Below are 22,389 nucleotides of genomic sequence, written 5' to 3'. Positions count from 1 at the left end.
AGGAGAACAAGCATGCAAAAAGTTGAAATGACAGCCCAAGGTCGGGTCCAAGGTGTTGGCTTTCGCTGGGGAGTTTATAGCTTAGCATTAGAAATCGGAGGCATTACAGGTCGGGTCTGGAACAATGATGACGGCACAGTCACTATCCTTGCCGCCTGTGAAGACAATGCCCTCATGGCCAAATTTATCCAAGAAATACGAAAAGGTCCTACTCCTTTTTCCAAAGTTTCTTATCTGGACGTCCATCTGGCAAACTTCGAACCCTACAAAGATTTTAAAATTTCAAATTAAGTCCAGAGAACTATTGTTAATTTGATAAAAAAACAGTAGAATAGAAAGGTATTATTTAAAATTAAAGGATAAAAACTCGTGAAAAAATATAAACGTTATCTACTTGCAGCCCTCAGCTTGTCTGCCCTCCTCCTCTTAACGGGATGTGTCAGCATTGACAAGACGACCAAACAACCGACCGGTTTCGTCTGGAATCTCATTGGAAAACCAATGGGAGAAGCCATCAATTTCTTTGCGACGGATCTTGGACTTGGCTTTGGTTTAGGGATTATCCTAGTAACCGTAATCGTTCGAATCATCATCTTCCCTCTAGGTATTTATCAATCTTGGAAGGCAACCTACCAATCAGAAAAGATGAACTACCTCAAACCGATCTTTGCACCGATTCAAGAACGCATCAAAAATGCAGAGACTCAAGAAGAAAAACTTCTTGCCAACTCTGAATTGATGAATGCCCAAAAAGAAAACGGCGTCAGCCCATTCGGCGGTATTGGATGCTTGCCCTTGTTGATTCAAATGCCATTCTTCTCAGCTCTTTATTTTGCAGCTCAATATACTCCAGGAGTCAACAAGAGCAGTTTCCTTGGCATTGATCTCGGTTCAAAAAGTCTGGCTTTAACCTTAGTTGTTGCTGTTCTTTACTACATTCAAAGCATGCTCTCTCTCCATGGTATCGAAGATGAAAACCAAAGAGAAACTATGAAGAAAACGGCTCTCATGAGTCCAATTATGATTGCAGTCTTCTCTTTGATGGCACCAGCTGGTGTAACCCTTTACTGGGTAGTCGGTGGTTTTGTACAGATTATTCAACAATTTGTCATTAACTATCTCATCCGTCCAAGATTGCGGAAACAAGTTGCAGAGGAATATAAAAACAATCCTCCAAAAGCTCCAGCATCCAATGGACGTCGCGTTAAAAAGGATATCACACCTACCAATCCAGCCAACGCTCATCGTTCCCTTCCAACTAACGGAAACAAAAAACGAAATGCTGGAAAACAACGCAAGCGTAACTAATACATACAAATAGGCTGAGATAATATCTCGGCCTTTTCCATTACTATAAAAAAAGAGGCTGGGACAAAAGTCCTAGCCTCTCAATTGTCTTTAGATTGTCGAGCAAGACGCAGTGATTGAGTGGGCTCTACTACGCTGCTTTCATCAGCTTTTACAGCCCTACTCAACTGTGCGGAGGTGGAACGACGAAATCGAATTCTAACGAATGACCGATTTCTGTCCCACTCTCTTTTTATTCTGTTTTTTCAACGTTCAAGATTTTCACTTGGTAGCTTCCTGCTGGAGTTTCAATCGTCACAGTATCCCCTGTTTTATTACCAATTAAGGCATGACCAATTGGACTTTCATTTGATATCTTACCAGCAAAAGCATCCGCTCCCGCTGAACCAACAATAATGTAAACTTCTTCTTCGTCTTCACCAATTTCTTGCACAGTGACAGTTTTTCCGATCGCTACTTCATCAACAGCGACAGCATCACTATCTACAATTTCAGCATAGCGAATCTTTGTTTCTAGGCTGGAGATTTGCCCTTCAACAAAAGCCTGTTCGTCTTTAGCTGCTTCGTATTCACTGTTTTCTGAAAGGTCTCCGTATGAACGAGCAATTTTAATCCGCTCTACAACTTCTGGACGACGAACTAATTTCAATTCTTCTAATTCAAGTTCTAACTTTTGCTTTTCAGCAAGGGTCATTGGATAGGTTTTTTCTGCCATATTTATTTCTCTTTTCTCTTTTCTATTATTTTTTTCGAACTAAAAAGGTGTGGCATGCCACATCCTCCTTAGTTTGAGCTGCTTTCTGTTAATTTGCTATTCACGTGTTCTTCCACGTTTTTAGTGTGTTCCTCAAAAGTTTTCGCAAAATAGACTTCCCCTGTCTCTACATTTGCGACAAAGTAGAGGTAGTCTGTCTTGCTTGGGTTGACGGCTGCTTCAATTGCAGAGAGCCCTGGACTATCTACTGGACCAGGCATCAAACCAGTATTCTTGTAGATATTATAAGGTGAATCAATATTGGTGTCAATCGTTGCGTCTTCTTTCAGAGTCGTCTTCTTGCCTAATTGACCTTGTGCGTACAAGATGGCAATATTACTTTGAAGAGGCATATCTTGATTCAAACGGTTATAAAAGACACTGGCAATATCCTTGCGGTCTTTATCTGTAGCGCCTTCTTTTTCAATCAAAGAAGCCAGAGTCAATGCCTCATTGACATCAATGTTTTTAGCTTCCATAGTGTCATAGTAGGCTGAAAGATTTTGGTCCATTGCAGCTAACATTTGGTCCACAAGATCTTCCATTTTACTATCTTTTCCATAGCCGTAAGTAGCTGGGAAGAGATAGCCCTCTAAGCGATAGCGTACCCCACTTTCTTTGGACGGTAAGGTTGCTAGTAACTTAGGATATTTGGCTACCATCTTTTCAATAAAAGCATCATCTTGGATTACTTTTAAGAATTCTTCTTGCGTATATGGAGTCTTGGCACCAGATTTAGAACTAGCATCCACAGAAACCACTTGCGCGATTTGATCAATTGTGTAGCCCTCAGGAATCGTAATTTTTCCTAAGACCGGTGGTTCCGGAGTTTTGGTCCCTTGCTCTTGCAATTTTTGAATAATGGTCTCTAGATCCATACTCTTTTGTAGATTGAAATAACCGGATTGGAAGTTTCCATAATTCTTAAACTTGGTGTAATAGTTGAAGAACTGACCATTCTTAATCAAGCCTTTTTTCTCCAAGATAGTCCCAATTTCACGATTGCTAGATCCAGCAGGAATTTCAACGGTTACAAACTCTGTAGACTTGACATCCATTGCATTTAAGTTAGATCGAACATAGGTCACTGCGAAAATTCCAGTTGCAACCATTAAGACAAAAAGAATTCCTAGAACCGTCAAGACGATTCGTTTAGCAATAGTATTCTGTTTTTTCTTTTTCTGAACACGTTGGTCACGATCCTTGCGCGAAACACTAGATACCGGGGTTTCTTTTTTCGAAACAGTTACTGGCTGACTTGAGACTTCTGGTTCTCGAGTTGGCTCTTGAACTGGTAGAGGTGTTTCTTCTTGAGTTTCATCTTCTATACCTTTAAGGTCGGGAATTTCCGTAACTTCTGGTACTTCTGCTTCCTCTGGAATTTCTACTTTGTCCTGAACTTCGGACTCTTCTGACACAAGTTCAGGAAGTGATCCTTCCGTCTCTTCTTCTTTGTTTTCTGGACTAGAGATTTCTTGAACAGGTAAATCATATTCTTTTTCAACCTGTACAATCTGCTTATTTGCTTCTTCAAGATCACGGAGAATCCGCTCTTTAAAGCTTAATAATTTTTCATTCTCTTGTTGGTTATCAGTCAAATACTTGACCCCCCTTGTCATAATCCTTAATATTATATCTTAAAAGGGATAGAAAAGCAATAGGAACGAGGCTTGAGGGCCTCAAATCCTATTGATTACTTACTTGATGGGACCTCCCATACTAAATCGTACCAGACTTCCCCAGCATAGTTAGAGGCCGAGCGACCTTCGTTTACAAAGCCGTTCCTTTCATAATACTCAATCAAGTAATCATGACAGGTCAGGCTGATCCCTTCCCGTCCTTCTTCTAAAGCAACCCTCTTCATAGTCTCAAGCAGGGCTTTCCCAACCCCTAAGCCTTGTGCAGACTGAGCTATCGAAAGACTTGTAATGGTAATAAAACCTCCTGGTAGATGCGACTCATCCCTTACATCCACTGTAAAAGAACGGTCATCCACATATCTCTTTTGAGTAACTGGTCCTTCTAGATAGCCTAGGAGCTGGCCATCCTTTTCAGCCACTAAAAAGCTATTATGAAACGATTCGATATGTTTGGCAAGCACTGTCTCATCTATTGCTTCTTCTGGACTAAAATTTTCCAGTTCTATGGCAAGAATGGCTTCTAAATCATCAATAGTTGCACGACGAATGTTCATTTTTCTTCCTTTCTATAGGGACAGGCACCAACTTAGTTGATAGCCCTCAACTCCTTCTTCGTTACCCCCTATCTCTAGTTGGAAATCATTCATTTCAAAATACGGAATCAGTTCTTCCTGGCAGAGCACATGAATCCCTAACAAGGATTCTTGAGCTACAAGAGACTTGAGTGAGGCCAGTAACAAGGTACCAAAACCTTGTTTTCTAAAGTCTGGAAGAATTTCCAACCACAATAATTTTAAAGAGGGATTTTCGAGCTGATCCTCTGTTTGAATCAGGCAACTCCCAATCACTTGCTCTTCAAATTCCAAGACCAGGGTCCTGAATCCGTTCAGTTCTTGTCGTTTAGCACTTTGAAAAGAAAAATTTTGGGACGTGATCTGTTCGATCTCATCCCAATCAATTTCTTTAGCAAACCGAATCCTAAGGTTTGGTTGCATGGTATCTCCTTATTGAACGTTATTGGTCAAGTTCCCAAGTAAACGTTCAAATGAATATTCATAGGTCTGGATATCTCCTGCTCCCATGAAGACATAGACAGCATTGTCATGATCCAAGAGTGGAGAAACGTTTTCAGCTGTAATCACACCTGATTTCTTGATGATTTTCGCTTCTAGATCTTCCACTTTTACATCCCCATGATCCACTTCACGGGCTGATCCATAAATCTGTGCCAAGTAAACTGCATCGGCCTGGTTCAAGGCATCCGCAAATTCATCCAAGAGAGCAATCGTCCGAGTAAAGGTATGAGGTTGGAAGACCGCTACGATTTCCTTACTTGGATACTTTTGACGTGCCGCATCCAAAGTAGCAATGATTTCAGTTGGATGGTGGGCAAAGTCATCAATGATGACGGTATCGTTGACAATCTTTTCTGTAAAGCGACGTTTGACCCCGCCAAATGTTTTTAAGTGTTCCCGAACTAAATCAAGATCAAAGCCAGCGATATAAAGCAAGCCGACAACCGCTGTTGCATTCATGATATTGTGACGTCCGAAGGATGGGATTTGGAACTGTCCCAAATCTTCTCCACGGAAGTGAACACTAAAGGTTGATCCAGTAGTAGAACGCAAGAGATCACTGGCTACAAAATCATTGCCCTCTTCTTCAAAGCCATAGTAATAGATTGGGGCATTAGCTGCAATCCGACGAAGCTCAGGATCTTCCCCATAGATGAACAAGGCTTTGGAGATTTGTTTGGCATAATCATTGAAGGCATTAAAGACATCTTCTAGGCCAGTAAAGTAGTCAGGATGGTCAAAATCAATATTGGTGATAATCGAATACTCTGGGTGGTAAGGCATAAAGTGACGTTCGTACTCGTCTGATTCAAAGACAAAGTACTTAGCACCTTTGGAACCACGGCCAGTTCCATCACCAATCAAATAGCTGGTATCTGTGATATTAGACAAGACATGGGACAAAATCCCTGTAGTAGAAGTTTTCCCGTGAGCTCCTGCTACTCCCATGCTGACAAAATCACGCATAAATTCACCCAAGAATTCATGGTAGCGTTGATAGGTGTAGCCTTGAGCATCTGCATAAGCAATCTCTACATTATTTTCAGGTTTAAACGCATTCCCTGCGATCAAGATTTGATCACCGGTAAGATTTTCTTCACTGAATGGTAAAATGGTAATCCCTGCCTGCTCTAAACCTCTTTGTGTAAAGTAGTATTTCTCCACATCAGATCCTTGTACAGTGTGTCCCATCTGATGGAGCATCAGAGCCAAGGCGCTCATACCTGCTCCTTTTATTCCGATAAAATGAAATGTTTTTGACATAGTTTCTCCTCCTGCTAGTCCAGATTGGTCACATTGAGTTCTTGTTTAATAGGTCTCGTTGGAATGTTCTGTTGATCCTTGTTATAGATTTGACTCTTTTTCAAGAAATCATAATTGTTCTTTTTTGGTTTCTCTTCTTGATGGGATTCTTGAACTGGAACTTTCTCAGCCCCTTCTAAAAGGATCAATTGCTCTTGTTTCAGTCGCTCGCCATATTTGATCAATTCACCTGGATTTTCTTTTTGAAAAGGAGCTGTTGGCTTCACTTTTGGCATGAAAGAAGGGGTGAATTTCTTACGATTAGGCTTAGATGCAATATCCGCCGTCAAATACGGAGCCGTCCGCTTCTTTTTCAAATCAGCACGCGCTGCTTCCCGAGCTTCTTCTGCGTAGCGATTCGCCGGGCTCTTTTTATCAACAGGCTCCTTGAAATCAGGAGTCATCGGCTGCCTTCTTGACTTAGGCACTTCAAATGGTTTTTGAAGGGATTTTTGTAGATTTTTTTGATAAGGTTGCTCTGCTACCTTTCCAGTAGCAATTGGCTCCCATTCTAAATAGTTTTTATCTGTATACTCCCCAAGAATATTACTAATGAAGTCCCCATCATCATATAAATTCATATGGGGCATTTGAGTTAGCATCAATTCATCATCTGCTACTTGAGGAAACTGCTTATCCGTCATCCTATTTCTTCCTTTCGACACTTCATTAATTATAAACTATTCATTTAATTTTTCAAGTTATTCTACCGAAATACCCAAAATTTCCCGAATTTCTTCAATAGAAAGGCTGGAGCGCGTTTCGGTGCCATCTAATATGGTAGAAACTAAATGACGTTTGCTAGTCTGGAGCTCTTGAATTTTTTCTTCGATGGTCCCTCGAGTAATCATCCGGTAGACCTCAACATTCTTATCTTGTCCCATTCGATGGGCACGGCCAATGGCTTGATCTTCTACCGCAGGGTTCCACCATAGGTCAACCAAAATAACCGTGTCAGCACCTGTCAAATTCAAGCCAACTCCACCTGCCTTCAAGGAAATGAGAAAGGCATCCCCTTGACCGGAGTTAAAGGCGTTAGTCATATCTTGTCGCTCATTAGCTGGCGTAGATCCTGTGATTTTAAACGAAGTCATCTTCAAAGCATCCAACTCTTTTTCAATGATATCCAACATGCCCCTAAATTGTGAGAAGATCAACACTCGTTGGTTTCCATCTTTGATCTGCTCTAGCAATTCTCGAAGGCTATCCAGCTTCCCACTTTCTCCAGTATAGTCCTCTAAAAAGAGGGATGGAGTATCACAAATCTGACGAAGACGCATCAAACCAGATAAGATTTCCATCTTACTGCGATTGAGTTCCTCTTCAGAAGAGCTTAGAATGCGGTCTTGCATTTGCTTCAACTGGGCTAAATAGATCGTTTTTTGATCGTCAGCCAATTCATTCTTATAGGTCATCTCAATCAAATCCGGAAGCTCCTGCAAGACTTCACTTTTTTTCCGTCTCATGATAAAAGGCTTGACGTAGTGAGAAATGGTCTCTGGACTCAATTGTTTAAATTCTTTTTTACCGGGAAATAAACCAGGAAGAACAATTTGGAAAATCGACCAGAGTTCCTCCACATGGTTTTCTATTGGTGTTCCCGACAAAGCAAAAGTATGAGGAACATCGAATTTCCGTAAGTATTGAGCAATTTTGGTTTGGGAATTTTTCATGACCTGCGCTTCATCCAAGATTAAGTATTGGTACTGATTTTTTTCGTATTGCTCTACGTCCTGACGGAAGGAAGCATAACTGGTAATCGCTACCTGAGGATTGCTTGCAATAATCTCGTCGCGACTTGCTTTAAGGCCATAAATGACCTCTACTTTCATTTGTGGGGCGAACTTTTCGAACTCCTCTTTCCAATTATAGATTAAACTAGATGGAGCTAAGATCAAAATCTTAGAATCTGCTGTCGCAACACTCGAGAGAAAGGCAATAGTCTGGAGTGTCTTTCCAAGTCCCATATCATCTGCCAAAATTCCCCCAAAGCCGTAGTGATTGAGCATGGATAGCCAGCGGACTCCTACTTCCTGATAATCTCGTAGTTTAGCTGTTACTTGCAGCTTACCTAATGGAAATTGCTCTGGATGAATCAAATCATGAGCCAAATGACGAAACTCTTCAGAAAATCGGACATTGTCAGCTGTCTCAAATAACTGGGAGAGCTGGAAAGCTGCAATGCGATTGGTCTGCAACTGACCTGTTTTTGTCTTCTTTGCGCGAAGATTCAATAAGGTCTGACTGATCCGCTTGGTTTCTTCATCAAAGATAAGGACCTTCCCTGTTTGACTGATGTAATAGTCATTCTTCTCGATTAAGGCACTCATGACTTGGTCAACTTCAGAAGGATCAATGGAGTCAAATTCAAAACCGATTTCAAGCAGTCGTCCACTGGTTTGAATGTCAATCTTGGGCTTCTCCACCTGATACAAATCCAACAATTTCTCCGAAGCGTCCACCTCTCCTAGTTGTTCAAATAATGGAAGGGTCTGCTGAAAGAAAGGATAGATTTGTTTAGGAAGAAGAGGAGACCGTTTGGTTTGAAAGTGATTGGTAAAACCAGCTGCCAAAATGGTTTCAAAAACCAAACGTTCCTTATCAAAATTACTGGAATAAGGCAGATTCTTAAGTTCTTGGTCAGAGCAAACGATACAATCTTCGTAGACAAATGCTACTTCTAACAACACTTCTCCCTGTTCAGATAAATCAAAAGTAAAGTGAGGTTGAAAATCATGGATATAAAAGTTACTTGGTGCTTTCACCTCACCAATTTTCCTGAATTGCTCTAAGCTATAGGTCAATTTGGTCTGATCTGACAAATCAAATTGAACATGTCTCTTCTGATCACTAGATAGGGGTAAACTCTGAACAGCCTCAATCAAAATCTTTTGCAGTGGGGAGATTTGGTAAAAATGGCCATTTACCAAAAGAAAGCGACCTTCCACCATTTTATAGGAAGCCACTTGGACCTGTAGTTCGATAAACTCCTTCATTTCCACGACTTGGAAAGAAAACAAGCCTGAATCTTCCTGGAGTTCTTGAAAGAAAACTTCCTGATAGGTATCCATCCCGACTTCAAGGGTAAAGGACGGTAAATCCATCAATAATTGCACAGCCTCTTCAAAGAAGCTCATTGGAAAGTAAAGGTGACGGCCTCCATTTGGAAAGAATAGAGCATCATGTACCGTGTCCCCCGATAATAACCCTTCTAAGAATCGTATCAAGGCGCGACTTTCAGGGTCAAAGGCCGCATAGGAAATCGGCTCGTAATAACTTTTCCCAATCGCAAAATGGGACTGCTTTCTGATAGCTTGCAAAAAAGCCACAACATCCCGCACTACATACGTTCTCTCATCCGGTCTGCGATAGATACGAAGGGTCCACAAAAACTGACCAGAATAGTCGTCCACATGACCGGTTGCTGAGAGACCAAAACGGATCTCTTTACTTTCAATTTTTGGTAGGACCTGATCTAAAAACAAACTTCCAAAGGATACTTTTTCCTTTGTTTCTTGGCTTTCTGTTGCATATTGCTCCAAACCAAGCAAGAGTTCCTTCCCTTTTTCATCATTTTTTAAAAAGGCTTCACCCGCAGCTAAATGCACACAGAATTTTTTCTTCTGGAAAAAATCACAACTACAAAAAATTGCTTGATCATCCAGGCTATATCGGAGGGAGTCATTGTCAATTCTGAAATAGAGGTACTGATTTTTCATTTCCTGTAGGGTTACTTTGCCGTTTTCATAGAGAAGGATTCCTTCTGAACGGATTTTCCCAGGAATTAATTTTGCCATATTTACCACCTTATGTTTATCTCTTTATTATAACATATCCCCTCTAAAATAGAAAAAGAAGACAAAGAATTGTAAAGAATTCAATGCCTCATTTTACCATCATCTAAGCCCACTTTTCTTTTTTTATTCAAAAAGAGGCTGGGACAAAAGTCCTAGCCTCTCAATTGTCTTTGGATTGTCGAGCAAGACGCAGTGGTTGAGTGGGCTCTACTACGCTGATTTCATCAGCTTTTACAGCCCTACTCAACTGTGCGGAGGTGGGACGACGAAATCGAATTCTTACGAATTACCGATTTCTGTCCCACTCTCTTTATTTTATTCTCTTAAAACCTTCTTTTTTGAGGTTCTTGATATGATCTGAATAGTCGACCAGTTCTCCAATCGTTTTTTTCTCATCATTGGCTTTATTGAAGGCTTCAACATCTAGGTCTTGGTAGACGATTTTGGTATGAATCATCAGCCCATCCTCTTTCGTACGACTCACATCTGTTGTATAGCCCGAAATTCCTTTTTTGGAATCAACAATCTCTTTTTTTATATATTCGAATTCAGAGTCATCTTCAATATGTACATTAAAATTATCAGCCCAAAACTCTTCAGAGATCATTTGATTGGATCTATGTCGAATAGTCACTCGAACAATACTGTCTTTAAATTTTTTCTCATAGGTTTCTTCTCTTTCAAGGCTACAAGCTGTCAGTCCCAGAAATACAAAAAATGTGATAACAAGAAGGAGTCCTTGTTTCAAAATTTTCATAAAGCCCTACTTCCGTTTCCGAGCGATCAAGTGAATCGGGGTCCCTTCAAAGACAAAGGCTTTCCGAATTTGATTTTCCAAGAAACGAAGATAAGAGAAATGCATGAGTTCTTCTTCATTGACAAAGACCACAAAAGTTGGTGGCTTGGTAGCAACCTGAGTCGCATAGAAGATTTTCAGGCGTTTTCCTTTATCTGTCGGTGTCGGATTAATGGCAATAGCATCCATAATGACATCGTTCAAGACAGCTGAAGGAATGCGAGTATTTTGGCTATCACTAATTTGCTTGATCATGTCTGGTAGCTTGTGCAAGCGTTGTTTGGTCAATGCAGAGACAAAGATAATGGGAGCATAAGAAAGATATTGGAATTGATCGCGAATATCATCTTCCCATTGCTTCATGGTGTGGTTATCCTTTTCAAGGGTATCCCACTTATTGACCACGATAATCATCCCTTTTCCTGCTTCATGGGCAAATCCGGCAATCCGCTTATCGTACTCTCGGATACCTTCTTCCGCATTCAAGACCATCAAGACTACATCCGAACGATCGATAGCCCGCATAGCTCGCATCACAGAATACTTCTCTGTATTTTCATAGACCTTACCAGATTTCCGCATTCCTGCAGTATCAATCATGGTATATTCTTGGCCTTCAGCATCCGTGAAATGGGTGTCAATCGCATCTCGCGTAGTCCCAGCCACAGGACTAGCAATGACGCGGTCTTCTCCAAGGATGGCATTGATCAAGCTTGATTTTCCAACATTTGGACGACCAATCAAACTAAACTTAATGACGTCTGGATTTTCTGCTTCGCGATCCGTTGGAAGATTTTCAACGATGGCATCCAAGACATCCCCTGTACCAATCCCGTGTACAGATGACACTGGCAAGGGTTCTCCCAGGCCTAGAGCGTAGAAATCATAGATGTCATTTCGCATCTCTGGATTATCCACTTTATTGACTGCTAAAATGACTGGTTTGTGAGTCTTGTAGAGCATCCGAGCGACATATTCATCCGCATCGGTAATCCCTTCTTTTCCAGATACTACAAAGACAATGACGTCGGCTTCATCCATGGCAATCTCAGCTTGGTGCTTGATTTGCTCCATGAAAGGTGCGTCCACGTCATCAATCCCGCCAGTATCGATAATACTAAATTGGTGGTTTAGCCACTCCGCCGTTGCATAAATACGGTCCCGAGTAACTCCTTCGACATCCTCGACAATGGAGATCCGCTCACCGGCAATCCGGTTAAAGAGCGTGGATTTCCCGACATTAGGACGTCCTACAATGGCAACAGTAGGTAAAGCCATGGTATCCTCTTTTCTCTTATTTTTCTAGTTGGTGTTTCTTTAATAACTCTGCCGTAGCAGCTGGTTCCTCCTGTCCAAATTGGGCAGCCAAGCGTTGACTCCAAGTATCTGTTGCCCGTGCTCCAGCATAGGCAGTCTGTACTTGGTCAAAGGCTTCAATCACCTCAGGAGTCTGCACTTGATAGCTTTCCTCAAATACAACAGCTTCAAAAGGAAGGCGTGGTTTAACAGGATGATTCTGATTTGGCACCCCTAAAGCCATCCCAAAGACAGGATAGGTATAGTCTGGTAAATTAAATAATTTAGCCACTTCAGAAGCTTGATAACGCACCAAGCCGATAATGACCCCTCCATAGCCTAAACTCTCTGCAGCCAACAAAGTATTTTGACCTGCCAAGGCAGCATCTACAGAAGTAATCAACAAATTATCCGGTCCTTCTGGATGGAATTGATCCGTATGCATCCGAACCCCTTTTTCAGCTCGGTTGAGATCTCCTACAAACAATAGGAAGACAGAGGATTGACGGATGGCCTCCTGAGGGACAAATTGATACAGTGCCTCTTTCTTTTCTTGGCTTCTCACTAAGATGATGGAATAGGACTGAAAATTTTTCCAAGAGGAAGCCATTTGCCCAGCTGTTAGGATCGCTCGAAGATCTTCCTCCTTGATATCCTCCTCTTTAAAGCGACGGACAGAGGAATGAGATTTCATCAAATCAATAACAGTATTCATCGGCGATTTTCTCCTTCTAGGCGCACTTCTTTAGCCAGGAACTTAATTCGCTCCATGACACGTTTGGCTTGCCAAGTCTCATCTCCATTCCGAGACGTAGCAAAATGACGTTCCAAGTCTTCAAAATTGAAATTGGAGGTAAAGAAGGTTGGAAGAATCTCCTGCATCCGGTGTTGCAAAATCACTTGCAAGACTTCATCCCGCACCCAAGGCGACATTTGCTCTGCCCCAATGTCATCAAGAATCAAGATTTCAGCCTTCTTGACTTGATCTAGCATCTCTTTAACTTGTCCTGTGTTAATCGCATTTTTGACATCGATGACAAAGCTTGGAAAATGCAGAATCGTTGAAGAAGCCTGCCGTTTTTCAGACAAGTCGTGAGCAAGGGCTGCCATCATATAGCTTTTCCCAACTCCAAAATCTCCATATAGAAAAATCCCTTTACGAGCTTGAGGATAGGAAGCAACAAAATTGGCCAACTCTTCAAAGGCTCCAAAACGCCCACGATCATCCAAGTCGACTTTGGCTAAGGAAGCTTCCTTCAAGGTGCTTGGTAAGTTGATCAGCTGCAAGCGTCTATTGATAGCGGCTTGTTTTTGTGCCTCGATTAATTCAGGTGTCTCCTCATAGGAAACATCCGCATAACCTTCATTCATGACTAAAACAGGCTTATACCCTCTTGCAATATAATCTGCATCCCCAAGGACAAAGCGATTGCGCTCACTGATGTATTGGTTAAATTTGGAAATGCTACGACGGATTTCTACATCCGATAAACCTTCCTTTTGAATAAAGGTTGCAATCTCAGGTTCGGCGAGAATTTGAGCTACCAATTCTTCATAATTGAACTGCTGTGATCGATTCATCTGGGACATGGTTTTCCCTACGCTCTCCATTTACTCCCCTCCTTGATTTAATTTCTCGAGCAAGGCTCGTTTTTGTTGTTCCAGATTAGCCTGTTCTTCTTGGCTAGTCTGATTGGTATAGTTAGGCTGACTCCACTTCGGAACATTGGTCTTTCCTGTCGCTGACCCACTCTTAGCTACTTTCTCTTTTGCTTTTTGTAAATGGGAGTCTTGGCGCTGGCGGATCTTCAGAACTGCCTCCTCAGCCGTCTTTATCCCCTCATAAGCAAAGTCATTTCCAACTTTTAAGGCATACTTTTCATTGAGATTGGCGGAAGCAACCTTGTTAAAGGTCAACAACAAGATCACATTAATAACTTCATCTAACAGGCCTAAACGGGCCAAGTCAGAAATTACTTGGCGTTCTGATTGGGTCACAACAGCCTTACGCGCTTTTTTAATTCCTGCTAAAAATTGACGACTAGTCTTATTTTTAGCTTCCCGGATAATAGCTCTTTCCTGCGGAGTGAACTCATCCTTACCTTTTTCTTGTGGCTCTTGGGTCAGTTTTTGTCTCATCCGTTTGGTCGAAATGACCAAATTAACCGCTGTCTCTTTGGCCAACAGATAGGTCTCGTACCAAGTCCAATTCTTCTCTTCGGTGATGGCATAAAGAACTAAGAGGTCCTCTTGTTCGTTCTCAAAACGAAGGCCATCCCGCACCATTAATTGTTTAAAGTGCTCTAAACTGAAGGAAGATACTTTCCTCTGAGGGGTCGAAACACCATCAATCCCAAAAACAGAGGCAAAGTTCACCTTCCGTTTCTCTCCCTCTGGTTTTTCAGGAAGCAAGTCACGAACTGCTGCTTCTCCTATTTTTTTCTCCAGCAACTTCTGATAAGCGACATTCGCGAAAAATTGATCTGCTTCTAGCGGAGCCAAAAATCGGAACTGAAGTCCTTCATCTGTCTCAAAAACCTCTAGTAAATTCATGGCAATCAAACGGTCTAGACTTTCGAGAAAATGAGCGAACCCTAGATCCAAATGATTTAAAACAACAGCAATCAGCCGTTTTTCTTTCCCCTGATCATAGAGACTCAGCAGAAAAGTATATAATTGACTTGCTTGAACACCTAATATTGGTCCATACAGATGCGTGAAAGAGGCTCCTGTAGGCGCTAAATAATTATTCTTCAAGAAAGAAAATGAAGTATTGGGCTTCATCTATTTTTCCTTTTTCTTCTTCGTTCCTTTGGTAATCTGCTTTAAGAGACTTTCCAATTCACCAACATCCTTGAAACTACGATAGACACTCGCAAATCGAACATAGGTAATTTCGTCCAATTCTGCTAACTCGTCCATGACAAGTGATCCGATATAGTCACTCTGGATCTCATTTTCACTCTGACTACGAATCTTTTGTTCGATTCGCCCCACAATTTCCTCAATTTCGTCACTCGACACGGGACGTTTCTGAGCAGATCGAATAATCCCATTAAATATTTTATCTCTAGAAAACTGTTCCCGGGTGCCATCTTTTTTCACCACAACAAGAGTCCGCTCTTCTACTCGTTCATAAGTGGTGAAGCGATGATGACATTCATCACATTCTCTTCTTCTACGAATCGTTTTCCCGTCTTCTGCCTGGCGACTATCTACAACACTAGACTTATTTCCGCCACATTTTGGACACCGCATGGACACCCTCCTTATCGTTTCTTAATACTTTATTCTATCATATTTAGGGCTAAAGTGAAAGCAAGGGAAATAAAGAAAATCCCTAGCCTCCTGGAGGGATAGGGATTTGAATATTATGGTAAATACAAGTCAGCTGACAAACCATAATGGTCGCTAACGAGAGGCTGACTAGAACCATCAAACACAACTTCTAGCCGTTCGATAACCCATTCTTTTGAGGTGAAAATATAATCAATCCGCAAGGGTACTTGATTATCATCCCATCCATCAATTCCAGGACCTACAGTGTAAGTCCCCTTGGTCTGGCGAGCTTCAATAAAGCTATCTTGAAGAGCTAGCGGGCTCGCTAAAATGGCTTCATAACCTTCTTGCCCAGCTGGATTATTAAAGTCCCCAGCTAAAATCAAAGGCTTTTGCAATTGGCTAAAGCGTTCTTCTAAACGCGCCCACTCTTGCTGGAAGCCTTTGTCCCACCAAGAGAGGTGAACACTGGCAACAGCAATGTCTTTCCCATCAACTTGGGTTTCTGCAATGGCAATCCGTCGTGTATGATAATCTGTTGGATCATTCACATCTGAAACCAAGAGTTCGCTTGCCTGGATTGGGGTACGCGATAGAATCGCCACACCTTCATGATAACGGTCATAGCCGATATGGTTATAAGCCCAGGTCCAGTGGTAGCTCAATCCTTCTTCTTCTAATTTTTCAACTAAACAACGAACATAGTGATCCTGATGGATCGGCTCCGCAGAAGGAGTTGGATGGTACAAGTCATTAACAGGAACAACTGGACTTTCGATGGTCTGATTTATTTCTTGGAAACAAATCACATCGTATTGCTTTGCAAGAATGTCTTTTAATAAGTCCTCAAATTTTTGTTGGGGATTTTCTTCCATCCAACTATGAGTGTTTAAAGTTAAAAATTTCATGATCCTACTCTCCTAATAGAGAATTCCCTGTATCCAATAGATACAAGGAATAACTCTCATAGATTATAATTCAACCTTAGCAACCACAGCATCTGCTGGAAGTTGACCAGTTTGTGTAAGAGTAACAGATTTAATTGCTGCACCATTTGTGAAGACTACAACTGTTGAAGTTGCACGTCCAGCTTCACGAATAGCATCCAAATCTGCTTCTACCAATAGGTCTCCCGCTGCCACTGTTTGGCCTTCTTCTACCTTCACTGTGAAAGGTTTACCTTCCAAACTTACAGTATCAAGACCGATATGAACGAGGACTTCAAGACCAGATTCTGTTACCAAACCAAGCGCATGTTTGGTAGGGAAGACGCTTGTCACCTTACCAGCTACTGGTGAAACAATCTGACCATTTGCTGGTTCAACTGCAAATCCGTCACCCATCATTTTTTGTGAGAAGACTGGATCTTGAACTTTTTCTAATTCAATGACTTGTCCTTCAGCAACTGAGTGAACTTCTTCCGTCACCCCTTTAAAGGCAACTTCTGCTTGTTGAACCGCTGTCTTTTGACTTGGAAGAGTTTCAGGAATCACTTCACCTGAGTCTAACAAATCTTGGATATCTGATTTCAAGACGTCCGCTTTTGGACCGTAAATCGCTTGGACACCTTGTCCTTTCATGACAAGTCCCATTGCTCCTTCAGCCTTCCATTGTTCTTCTGTTCCGACTTTTGTTTCGTCTTTAACAGTAACACGAAGACGAGTCATACATGCATCTACATCGACGATATTGGCACGACCACCAAGAAGGTTAATGATGTTAACCGCTTGAGAAGCAGCAGCCACTTTACTTGAACCTGAAGTTTCAGACTCTTCTGCACCACCCTCAGCTTGTTCGTAGTTTCCATTACGTCCAGGAGTTGCGTAGTTAAATTTCTGGATCATGAAGTTTGCAATGAAGTACATGATCACTGCAAAAAGTACAGTTACCCAGATGAAATTAATGATATCCATACCAATACCAGCTTTAATGGTCATTGGTGTACGAGTCAAGAACTCAATTGATCCAAATGAATGGACACGGAGATTGACGATATCTGCCATCGCGAAGGCTGCACCTTGTACCACTGCATAAACGAGGTAAAGAGGCATTGCTACGAACATAAACATGTACTCGATTGGTTCTGTAACCCCTGTGAGGAAGGTTGCAAGAGCAGTCGCAATCATCATCCCTTTGTATTTGTGTTTCTTATCAGAGTCTACATTACGGTAAATGGCAAGGGCAACCCCCATCAAGATACCGAATGAACCGATCATTTGTCCCACTTTGAAACGAGCAGGTGTGACAGTATCCAACAAGTGTTGGTAAGTAGCAGGGTCAGAAACTTTTGTATTTCCTAAGTCTGTAATCCAAGCCAACCAAAGTGGATCTTGACCAAATACTTGAGTGCCTTTTGCTGCACCAGTTAACACTTCATAAGTACCACCCAATTGAGTATAGTTGATTGGGATAGTCAACATGTGGTGAAGACCAAATGGAAGCAAGAGACGTTCCAAGGTACCGAAAGCAAATGGTGCTAAGATTGGAGCAGTCTCTTTTGAGTTAGCAATCCAAATACCAAAGTTGTTAATTCCTGTTTGGACTACTGGCCATAAGAATGACAAGATAAGAGCCACAATTGCAGAACGAAGGATAACGACAAATGGAACAAAGCGTTTCCCGTTAAAGAATGATAGGGCATCTGGTAACTTGCGGTAGTTGTAGTATTTGTTAAAGGCTGTTGCCCCTACAAAACCGGCAATAATCCCAACGAAAACTCCCATATTCAAGGCAGGTGATTCTAACACACTCGTGAAGTAATCAGCAACCTTGATAGATCCACCAAGAAGTGTTTTCACCTTCGCTTCTGGATCTTTCAGCATATCTCCTGTTACACCGAACATCACACCAGTGATCCGGTTAATCAGGATAAAGGATAGACCTGCTGCAAAGGCCCCACCCGCACGTTCTTTCGCCCAGCTACCACCGATAGCGAGAGCAAAGAGGATGTGGAGGTTTCCGATAACCCCCCAACCGATCTGTTCAAGAACACCACCGGTAGTTACCAAGAAACCAAGTTCTGGATTAATCATTGCAATGGTTTTACCAAGACTGATCATCAGACCTGCCGCCGGCATAACTGCAATGACCACCATCAACGCTTTACCGAATTTTTGCCAAAATTCAAAGCTTAATAGACTTTTGAATGATTGTTTATTCATCATTCGACCTCCTTATAAAATTGAAATGCCCGCAATACGAGAAAACGTTTGCATATTTCACTTCCTATTATACCACTTTTTTTTCTTTTGTAAAGCCCTTACATGTAAATTTTTAATTCACAAACATTATATACAAAGGCCTTGGAAATACTGTAATCCAGACAAACGTTTGCTTCTTTCACAAGATTTTAAAAAAATTTTTTTAAAAAATTTTTCTTTCTTCCTTTTTGACAAACAAAAAAATCCCTTTGAGATTTTGATATGTACCCTCTTTACTGGACACCCAGTAAGGAGGGTATTTTCATGCGTTACAGTCATGAGTATAAGTTAGAGTGTATTGAGCTATATAGAAAAGGAATATGGCCTGAAACACCAGAAGGAATAAAAACATCAAACTTTCATCTAATGGTTCGATACTGGGCTCGTATCGAAGAAGAAAATGGACCAGATGCATTAAAGCACTTAGGTAATAACAAAGTGTGGACCCCTGAAGCGAAATATGAATTAGTTGCTAAAGTATTAGCAGGACAATCCAACAAGTCAGTTGCTGTTTCTGCAGGTATAAATAATGGAATGCTATATACCTGGGTTCGCAAATACAAAGAATTAGGTTACAATGGTCTTGTGAATAAAAAGAAAGGTCGCAAGAGTAAGAACCCTGTTATGAAAAAGAAAACGATTAAGCCCAAACCTTTAACTGAATCAGAACGTGAAGAGTTAATCAGACTAAGAGAAGAAATTGCGGCAATGAAAGCGGAGATTGAAGTAGTAAAAAAAAGGATCGCCTTGAGGCAAGAAAGATGGGCTGCGCAACTCAAGGCGAAAAAGCAGCAATCATCAAAGCGCTCAGAGAAGAAGGATACCAATTAAAGCACCTACTAAAAGGTTTAAATATGCCTAAATCAACTTACTACTACGAAATCAGTAAAGTTGATACTGTAGACTTTAGAAATATTAAGCTCACTGAAGAAATCAAGAAAATATTTAGCCAGCATAAAGGTAGATATGGTGTGAGAAGAGTGTATAGAGAGCTCTTAAGACGTGGAAATTCTGTCAATCATAAAAGAGTACAACGTATCATGCATTCACTTGGATTGCAAGGCAAAAGACCTAAAGAAAAGTATCACTCATTCAAGGGTGAAGTAGGTAAAGTAGCACCAAACATAATAGATAGAGACTTTACAGCAACAGCACCACTTCAGAAGTGGACAACTGATGTATCTCAGTTTAACTTTTCATGGGGAAAGTGTTACCTTTCTCCGATAATTGATATGTACACAAATGAAGTTATTTCATATGACTTGTCGATGAGTCCAAACCTAAATCAAATCAAGAGAATGCTAGAGATGGCGTTTAAAAAGTTCAAATCACTTACAGGATTAATATTTCATTCAGATCAAGGATGGCAATATCAACACAACTACTATCGTCAGGAACTAAAAAACAGGGGAATTATCCAATCAATGTCTAGACGTGGCAATTGTATAGATAATTGCATTATGGAAACATTCTTTGGACGTCTAAAGAATGAAATGTACTACAGCTACGAGAAAGAATATGAATCATTTGAGAGCTTTTCAAAAGCACTAGATGAATACATAAGTTATTACAACAATGAAAGAATACAAGGAAAAACAAAATGGATGCCACCTGTAATGTACAGGATAGCATCCATGTGTTCCACTTAGTTCATAACATGTGTCCAGGATTCTGGGTACATATCATTTCTCATCAAAGGGATTGTTGTTATTCTTGCATTTGGTAGCCGACACCTCGGACAGTTTTGATATAGCTCTTTTGTCCTGGAAGATCTATTTTCCCACGAAGATAGCGAATATAGACATCAACGATATTGGTTTCTGCTGTACTCTCATATTTCCACACCCGCTCTAAGAGTTGCTCCCGACTAAGGACATGTTTGCTTCCCATCAAAGTTGCTAATAAATCATATTCACGACGTGTCAGATCAATTACTTCTTCTCCCCGATACACCATATGATTCTCGACATCAATTCGCAAATTCCGATAGGAAGTGGGAACTTTCATCTGATTACAATGTTGGCCAATAAAATCACGGCCTCTAAAAATAGCGACGATTTTCTCAACCAAATCACTGATCACGAATGGTTTGATGACATAAGATACCGCAAATCGTTGGATACTCTCCATATGCTCTGAAATTTTCTCACGACTATCTAAGACAATCAAGACTGCCGCAGGACGAATCTTGCTCAGACGCTGGGCAAACTCTTCCCCACTCATATCTTCTAGTTCGTAATTGAGAAGAATTAAATCATATTCTGTAGCCTGCAGGAGTTTCAAGGCCATTTCCCCTTGTTCTACCAAATCAACTACATAGCCTGCTTTCTGAAGTTCTAAATCAATAAAGCGCGCTAAATTCTTTTCATTTTCTACTAGTAATATCCGCTTTGTCATAACCTACAATTATTTTTCGTCGTACCAAGAATAGTGGAAGGTACCTTCTTTATCCTTACGTTGGTATGTGTGAGCACCGAAGTAGTCACGTTGCGCTTGGATCAAGTTGGCTGGAAGGTCCGCTGAACGGTAGCTATCGAAGTAAGTGATGGCTGCTGAGAAGGTTGGTACTGGTACACCAGCTTGAACTGCAAGAGCTACGATATCACGAACAGATTGTTGGTACTTAGCAGTGACATCCAAGAAGTACTCATCCAAAAGAAGGTTAGCCAAATCTGCATCACGGTTGTAGGCATCCGTGATCTTTTGCAAGAAACGAGAACGGATGATACAGCCATCGCGCCAGATAGAAGCGATGTCTGCAAAAGGCAAGTTCCAGTTGTTTTCTTTAGATGCCACACGCAATTGTGCAAAACCTTGTGCGTAAGAAATGATTTTTGAGAAGTAAAGGGCTTGACGGATCTTTTCGATCAACTCAGCCTTATCTCCTTCAAATTTGAAGGCAGCTGGTTTTGGAAGTACCTTGCTAGCGTGTACACGCTCTTCTTTGTAAGTAGAGATGTAGCGTGCAAATACTGACTCCGTAATAAGTGACAAAGGCACACCAAGGTCAAGCGCTGATTGACTAGTCCATTTACCAGTTCCCTTGTTACCTGCAGCATCCAAGATGTAGTCTACGATTGGTCCATCTTGACCTTCATCATCTTTACGTCCAAGGATGTCAGCCGTGATTTCGATCAAGTAGCTGTCCAATTCGCCCTTGTTCCACTCAGTGAAGATTTCAGCCATATCTTGAGCTGAAAGTCCAAGCAAGTGTTGCATCAAATCATAGCTTTCTGCGATCAATTGCATGTCCCCATACTCGATACCGTTGTGGACCATTTTCACGTAGTGACCAGCTCCATCAGGACCGATGTAAGTCACACATGGTTTGCCATCTTCTGGTGCTTTGGCAGAGATTTCTTCAAGAACGTCTGCTACCAATTCATACGCTTCTTTTTGTCCACCAGGCATGATAGAAGGACCTTCAAGGGCACCTTTTTCACCACCAGAGACACCAGTACCGATAAAGTTGATACCAGAGTTGGCCAACTCTTCATTACGACGGATAGTATCTTTGTAGAAAGTGTTTCCTCCGTCAATCAAGATATCGCCTTTATCCAAGTGTGGAAGAAGGGCTTGGATGGTTGCATCTGTACCAGGTCCTGCTTGAACCATAAGCATGATACGACGTGGTTTTTCAATTGAGTTTACAAAGCTTTCGATATCATAGCTTGGCACAAAGTTCTTTTCAGGATGGCAAGCAACAACATCTTCTGTTTTTTCTTTACTACGGTTATAGATAGCAACTGTGTATCCACGAGATTCAATATTAAGGGCAAGGTTACGACCCATTACGGCCATACCAACAACACCAAAGTTTGCTTTTGTCATGTGACACTCCTCTTTATAGTTTGCCTATATTCTACCATTTTTTGACATCAAATGAAAGCAGAAAATAGCTTCCCACTTCTCCAAGAGAGAGAAGATCATACAAGTCATTT

General features: G+C 41.3%; 21 protein-coding genes. 4 read left to right on the top strand and 17 right to left on the bottom strand.

Annotated elements, in window-relative coordinates; translation table 11 throughout:
• Nucleotides 1-12 precede the first annotated feature (12 nt).
• Complete coding sequence (locus tag ACOXXR_RS02260) at nucleotides 13-291, top strand: acylphosphatase (protein ID WP_023024118.1); 279 nt, start codon at nucleotides 13-15, stop codon at nucleotides 289-291.
• A 78-nt stretch (nucleotides 292-369) separates the two neighbouring features.
• The gene (yidC, locus tag ACOXXR_RS02255; protein ID WP_445278656.1) at nucleotides 370-1,308 is read left to right on the top strand and encodes a membrane protein insertase YidC; all 939 of its coding nucleotides are present in this window, start codon (nucleotides 370-372) and stop codon (nucleotides 1,306-1,308) included.
• A gap of 232 nt (nucleotides 1,309-1,540) precedes the next feature.
• On the opposite strand, the gene greA is transcribed toward yidC, so the two are convergent.
• From greA to ACOXXR_RS02180, 15 genes are all read right to left on the bottom strand, one after another.
• Nucleotides 1,541-2,023: a transcription elongation factor GreA gene (gene greA / locus ACOXXR_RS02250; RefSeq protein ID WP_023027158.1), complete on the bottom strand. Its 483-nt coding sequence runs from the start codon at nucleotides 2,021-2,023 to the stop codon at nucleotides 1,541-1,543.
• Nucleotides 2,024-2,091: 68 nt separating this feature from the next.
• Nucleotides 2,092-3,693: an endolytic transglycosylase MltG gene (gene mltG / locus ACOXXR_RS02245; protein ID WP_181971090.1), complete on the bottom strand. Its 1,602-nt coding sequence runs from the start codon at nucleotides 3,691-3,693 to the stop codon at nucleotides 2,092-2,094.
• A 62-nt stretch (nucleotides 3,694-3,755) separates the two neighbouring features.
• Nucleotides 3,756-4,256: a GNAT family N-acetyltransferase gene (locus tag ACOXXR_RS02240; RefSeq protein ID WP_117744578.1), complete on the bottom strand. Its 501-nt coding sequence runs from the start codon at nucleotides 4,254-4,256 to the stop codon at nucleotides 3,756-3,758.
• 12 nt (nucleotides 4,257-4,268) lie between these two features.
• Entirely contained in the window at nucleotides 4,269-4,697 is a 429-nt protein-coding gene (locus tag ACOXXR_RS02235; protein WP_117744579.1) for a GNAT family N-acetyltransferase, read from the bottom strand.
• Between the two features lie 9 nt (nucleotides 4,698-4,706).
• Nucleotides 4,707-6,041 carry a UDP-N-acetylmuramate--L-alanine ligase gene (gene murC / locus ACOXXR_RS02230; RefSeq protein WP_270615718.1) on the bottom strand — a complete coding sequence of 445 codons (1,335 nt, stop codon included), beginning with the start codon at nucleotides 6,039-6,041 and terminating at the stop codon, nucleotides 4,707-4,709.
• Between the two features lie 14 nt (nucleotides 6,042-6,055).
• Complete coding sequence (locus tag ACOXXR_RS02225; protein ID WP_023024127.1) at nucleotides 6,056-6,724, bottom strand: hypothetical protein; 669 nt, start codon at nucleotides 6,722-6,724, stop codon at nucleotides 6,056-6,058.
• 57 nt (nucleotides 6,725-6,781) lie between these two features.
• On the bottom strand, nucleotides 6,782-9,877 hold the full coding sequence (locus ACOXXR_RS02220; RefSeq protein ID WP_445278655.1) for a DEAD/DEAH box helicase: 3,096 nt from the start codon (nucleotides 9,875-9,877) through the stop codon (nucleotides 6,782-6,784).
• A gap of 310 nt (nucleotides 9,878-10,187) precedes the next feature.
• Nucleotides 10,188-10,634, bottom strand: coding sequence for a hypothetical protein (locus ACOXXR_RS02215; protein WP_023024129.1), 447 nt, complete (start codon nucleotides 10,632-10,634; stop codon nucleotides 10,188-10,190).
• A gap of 6 nt (nucleotides 10,635-10,640) precedes the next feature.
• Nucleotides 10,641-11,951, bottom strand: a complete 1,311-nt coding sequence (gene der, locus ACOXXR_RS02210) for a ribosome biogenesis GTPase Der (protein WP_023027162.1) — start codon at nucleotides 11,949-11,951, stop codon at nucleotides 10,641-10,643.
• Between the two features lie 16 nt (nucleotides 11,952-11,967).
• Nucleotides 11,968-12,684 carry an NADPH-dependent oxidoreductase gene (locus ACOXXR_RS02205; protein WP_445278654.1) on the bottom strand — a complete coding sequence of 239 codons (717 nt, stop codon included), beginning with the start codon at nucleotides 12,682-12,684 and terminating at the stop codon, nucleotides 11,968-11,970.
• Entirely contained in the window at nucleotides 12,681-13,580 is a 900-nt protein-coding gene (gene dnaI / locus ACOXXR_RS02200) for a primosomal protein DnaI (RefSeq protein WP_023024133.1), read from the bottom strand. The genes ACOXXR_RS02205 and dnaI overlap by 4 nt, the downstream gene beginning before the upstream one ends.
• Entirely contained in the window at nucleotides 13,581-14,753 is a 1,173-nt protein-coding gene (locus tag ACOXXR_RS02195; protein ID WP_023024135.1) for a DnaD domain protein, read from the bottom strand. It lies immediately after the preceding gene.
• Complete coding sequence (gene nrdR / locus ACOXXR_RS02190) at nucleotides 14,754-15,227, bottom strand: transcriptional regulator NrdR (protein WP_006595763.1); 474 nt, start codon at nucleotides 15,225-15,227, stop codon at nucleotides 14,754-14,756.
• A 113-nt stretch (nucleotides 15,228-15,340) separates the two neighbouring features.
• Nucleotides 15,341-16,156: an endonuclease/exonuclease/phosphatase family protein gene (locus ACOXXR_RS02185; protein ID WP_023024137.1), complete on the bottom strand. Its 816-nt coding sequence runs from the start codon at nucleotides 16,154-16,156 to the stop codon at nucleotides 15,341-15,343.
• 63 nt (nucleotides 16,157-16,219) lie between these two features.
• Nucleotides 16,220-18,409, bottom strand: a complete 2,190-nt coding sequence (locus ACOXXR_RS02180; protein ID WP_445278862.1) for a PTS transporter subunit IIBC — start codon at nucleotides 18,407-18,409, stop codon at nucleotides 16,220-16,222.
• Nucleotides 18,410-18,712: 303 nt separating this feature from the next.
• Here ACOXXR_RS02180 and ACOXXR_RS02175 point away from each other — a divergent pair, with 303 nt between their 5' ends.
• Nucleotides 18,713-19,279, top strand: a complete 567-nt coding sequence (locus tag ACOXXR_RS02175; RefSeq protein ID WP_023023319.1) for a helix-turn-helix domain-containing protein — start codon at nucleotides 18,713-18,715, stop codon at nucleotides 19,277-19,279.
• The gene (locus tag ACOXXR_RS02170) at nucleotides 19,210-20,097 is read left to right on the top strand and encodes an IS3 family transposase (protein WP_081697786.1); all 888 of its coding nucleotides are present in this window, start codon (nucleotides 19,210-19,212) and stop codon (nucleotides 20,095-20,097) included. Before ACOXXR_RS02175 ends, ACOXXR_RS02170 begins: the two co-directional genes overlap by 70 nt.
• Nucleotides 20,098-20,155: 58 nt before the next feature.
• Here ACOXXR_RS02170 and ACOXXR_RS02165 read toward each other — a convergent pair whose 3' ends face one another.
• Nucleotides 20,156-20,845: a response regulator transcription factor gene (locus ACOXXR_RS02165; RefSeq protein WP_445278653.1), complete on the bottom strand. Its 690-nt coding sequence runs from the start codon at nucleotides 20,843-20,845 to the stop codon at nucleotides 20,156-20,158.
• Nucleotides 20,846-20,854: 9 nt separating this feature from the next.
• Entirely contained in the window at nucleotides 20,855-22,279 is a 1,425-nt protein-coding gene (gene gndA, locus ACOXXR_RS02160) for an NADP-dependent phosphogluconate dehydrogenase (protein ID WP_006151777.1), read from the bottom strand.
• Between the last annotated feature and the right edge of the window lie 110 nt (nucleotides 22,280-22,389).

The sequence above is a fragment of the Streptococcus sp. KHUD_013 genome (assembly GCF_052588545.1).
The sequence above is the reverse complement of the archived record's forward strand: the minus strand, read 5'-3'. Positions and strand labels throughout refer to the sequence as shown.

Bases quoted from the DNA above. Each gene is read 5' to 3' on its own strand.
- ACOXXR_RS02240 (WP_117744578.1), bottom strand. From the start codon at position 4,256: ATGAACATTCGTCGTGCAACTATTGATGATTTAGAAGCCATTCTTGCC.
- ACOXXR_RS02180 (WP_445278862.1), bottom strand. From the start codon at position 18,409: ATGAATAAACAATCATTCAAAAGTCTATTAAGCTTTGAATTTTGGCAA.
- ACOXXR_RS02185 (WP_023024137.1), bottom strand. From the start codon at position 16,156: ATGAAATTTTTAACTTTAAACACTCATAGTTGGATGGAAGAAAATCCC.
- nrdR (WP_006595763.1), bottom strand. From the start codon at position 15,227: ATGCGGTGTCCAAAATGTGGCGGAAATAAGTCTAGTGTTGTAGATAGT.
- greA (WP_023027158.1), bottom strand. From the start codon at position 2,023: ATGGCAGAAAAAACCTATCCAATGACCCTTGCTGAAAAGCAAAAGTTA.
- ACOXXR_RS02205 (WP_445278654.1), bottom strand. From the start codon at position 12,684: ATGAATACTGTTATTGATTTGATGAAATCTCATTCCTCTGTCCGTCGC.
- gndA (WP_006151777.1), bottom strand. From the start codon at position 22,279: ATGACAAAAGCAAACTTTGGTGTTGTTGGTATGGCCGTAATGGGTCGT.
- ACOXXR_RS02235 (WP_117744579.1), bottom strand. From the start codon at position 4,697: ATGCAACCAAACCTTAGGATTCGGTTTGCTAAAGAAATTGATTGGGAT.
- dnaI (WP_023024133.1), bottom strand. From the start codon at position 13,580: ATGGAGAGCGTAGGGAAAACCATGTCCCAGATGAATCGATCACAGCAG.
- ACOXXR_RS02165 (WP_445278653.1), bottom strand. From the start codon at position 20,845: ATGACAAAGCGGATATTACTAGTAGAAAATGAAAAGAATTTAGCGCGC.
- murC (WP_270615718.1), bottom strand. From the start codon at position 6,041: ATGTCAAAAACATTTCATTTTATCGGAATAAAAGGAGCAGGTATGAGC.
- ACOXXR_RS02220 (WP_445278655.1), bottom strand. From the start codon at position 9,877: ATGGCAAAATTAATTCCTGGGAAAATCCGTTCAGAAGGAATCCTTCTC.
- ACOXXR_RS02225 (WP_023024127.1), bottom strand. From the start codon at position 6,724: ATGACGGATAAGCAGTTTCCTCAAGTAGCAGATGATGAATTGATGCTA.
- ACOXXR_RS02215 (WP_023024129.1), bottom strand. From the start codon at position 10,634: ATGAAAATTTTGAAACAAGGACTCCTTCTTGTTATCACATTTTTTGTA.
- ACOXXR_RS02175 (WP_023023319.1), top strand. From the start codon at position 18,713: ATGCGTTACAGTCATGAGTATAAGTTAGAGTGTATTGAGCTATATAGA.
- der (WP_023027162.1), bottom strand. From the start codon at position 11,951: ATGGCTTTACCTACTGTTGCCATTGTAGGACGTCCTAATGTCGGGAAA.
- ACOXXR_RS02195 (WP_023024135.1), bottom strand. From the start codon at position 14,753: ATGAAGCCCAATACTTCATTTTCTTTCTTGAAGAATAATTATTTAGCG.
- ACOXXR_RS02260 (WP_023024118.1), top strand. From the start codon at position 13: ATGCAAAAAGTTGAAATGACAGCCCAAGGTCGGGTCCAAGGTGTTGGC.
- ACOXXR_RS02170 (WP_081697786.1), top strand. From the start codon at position 19,210: ATGGGCTGCGCAACTCAAGGCGAAAAAGCAGCAATCATCAAAGCGCTC.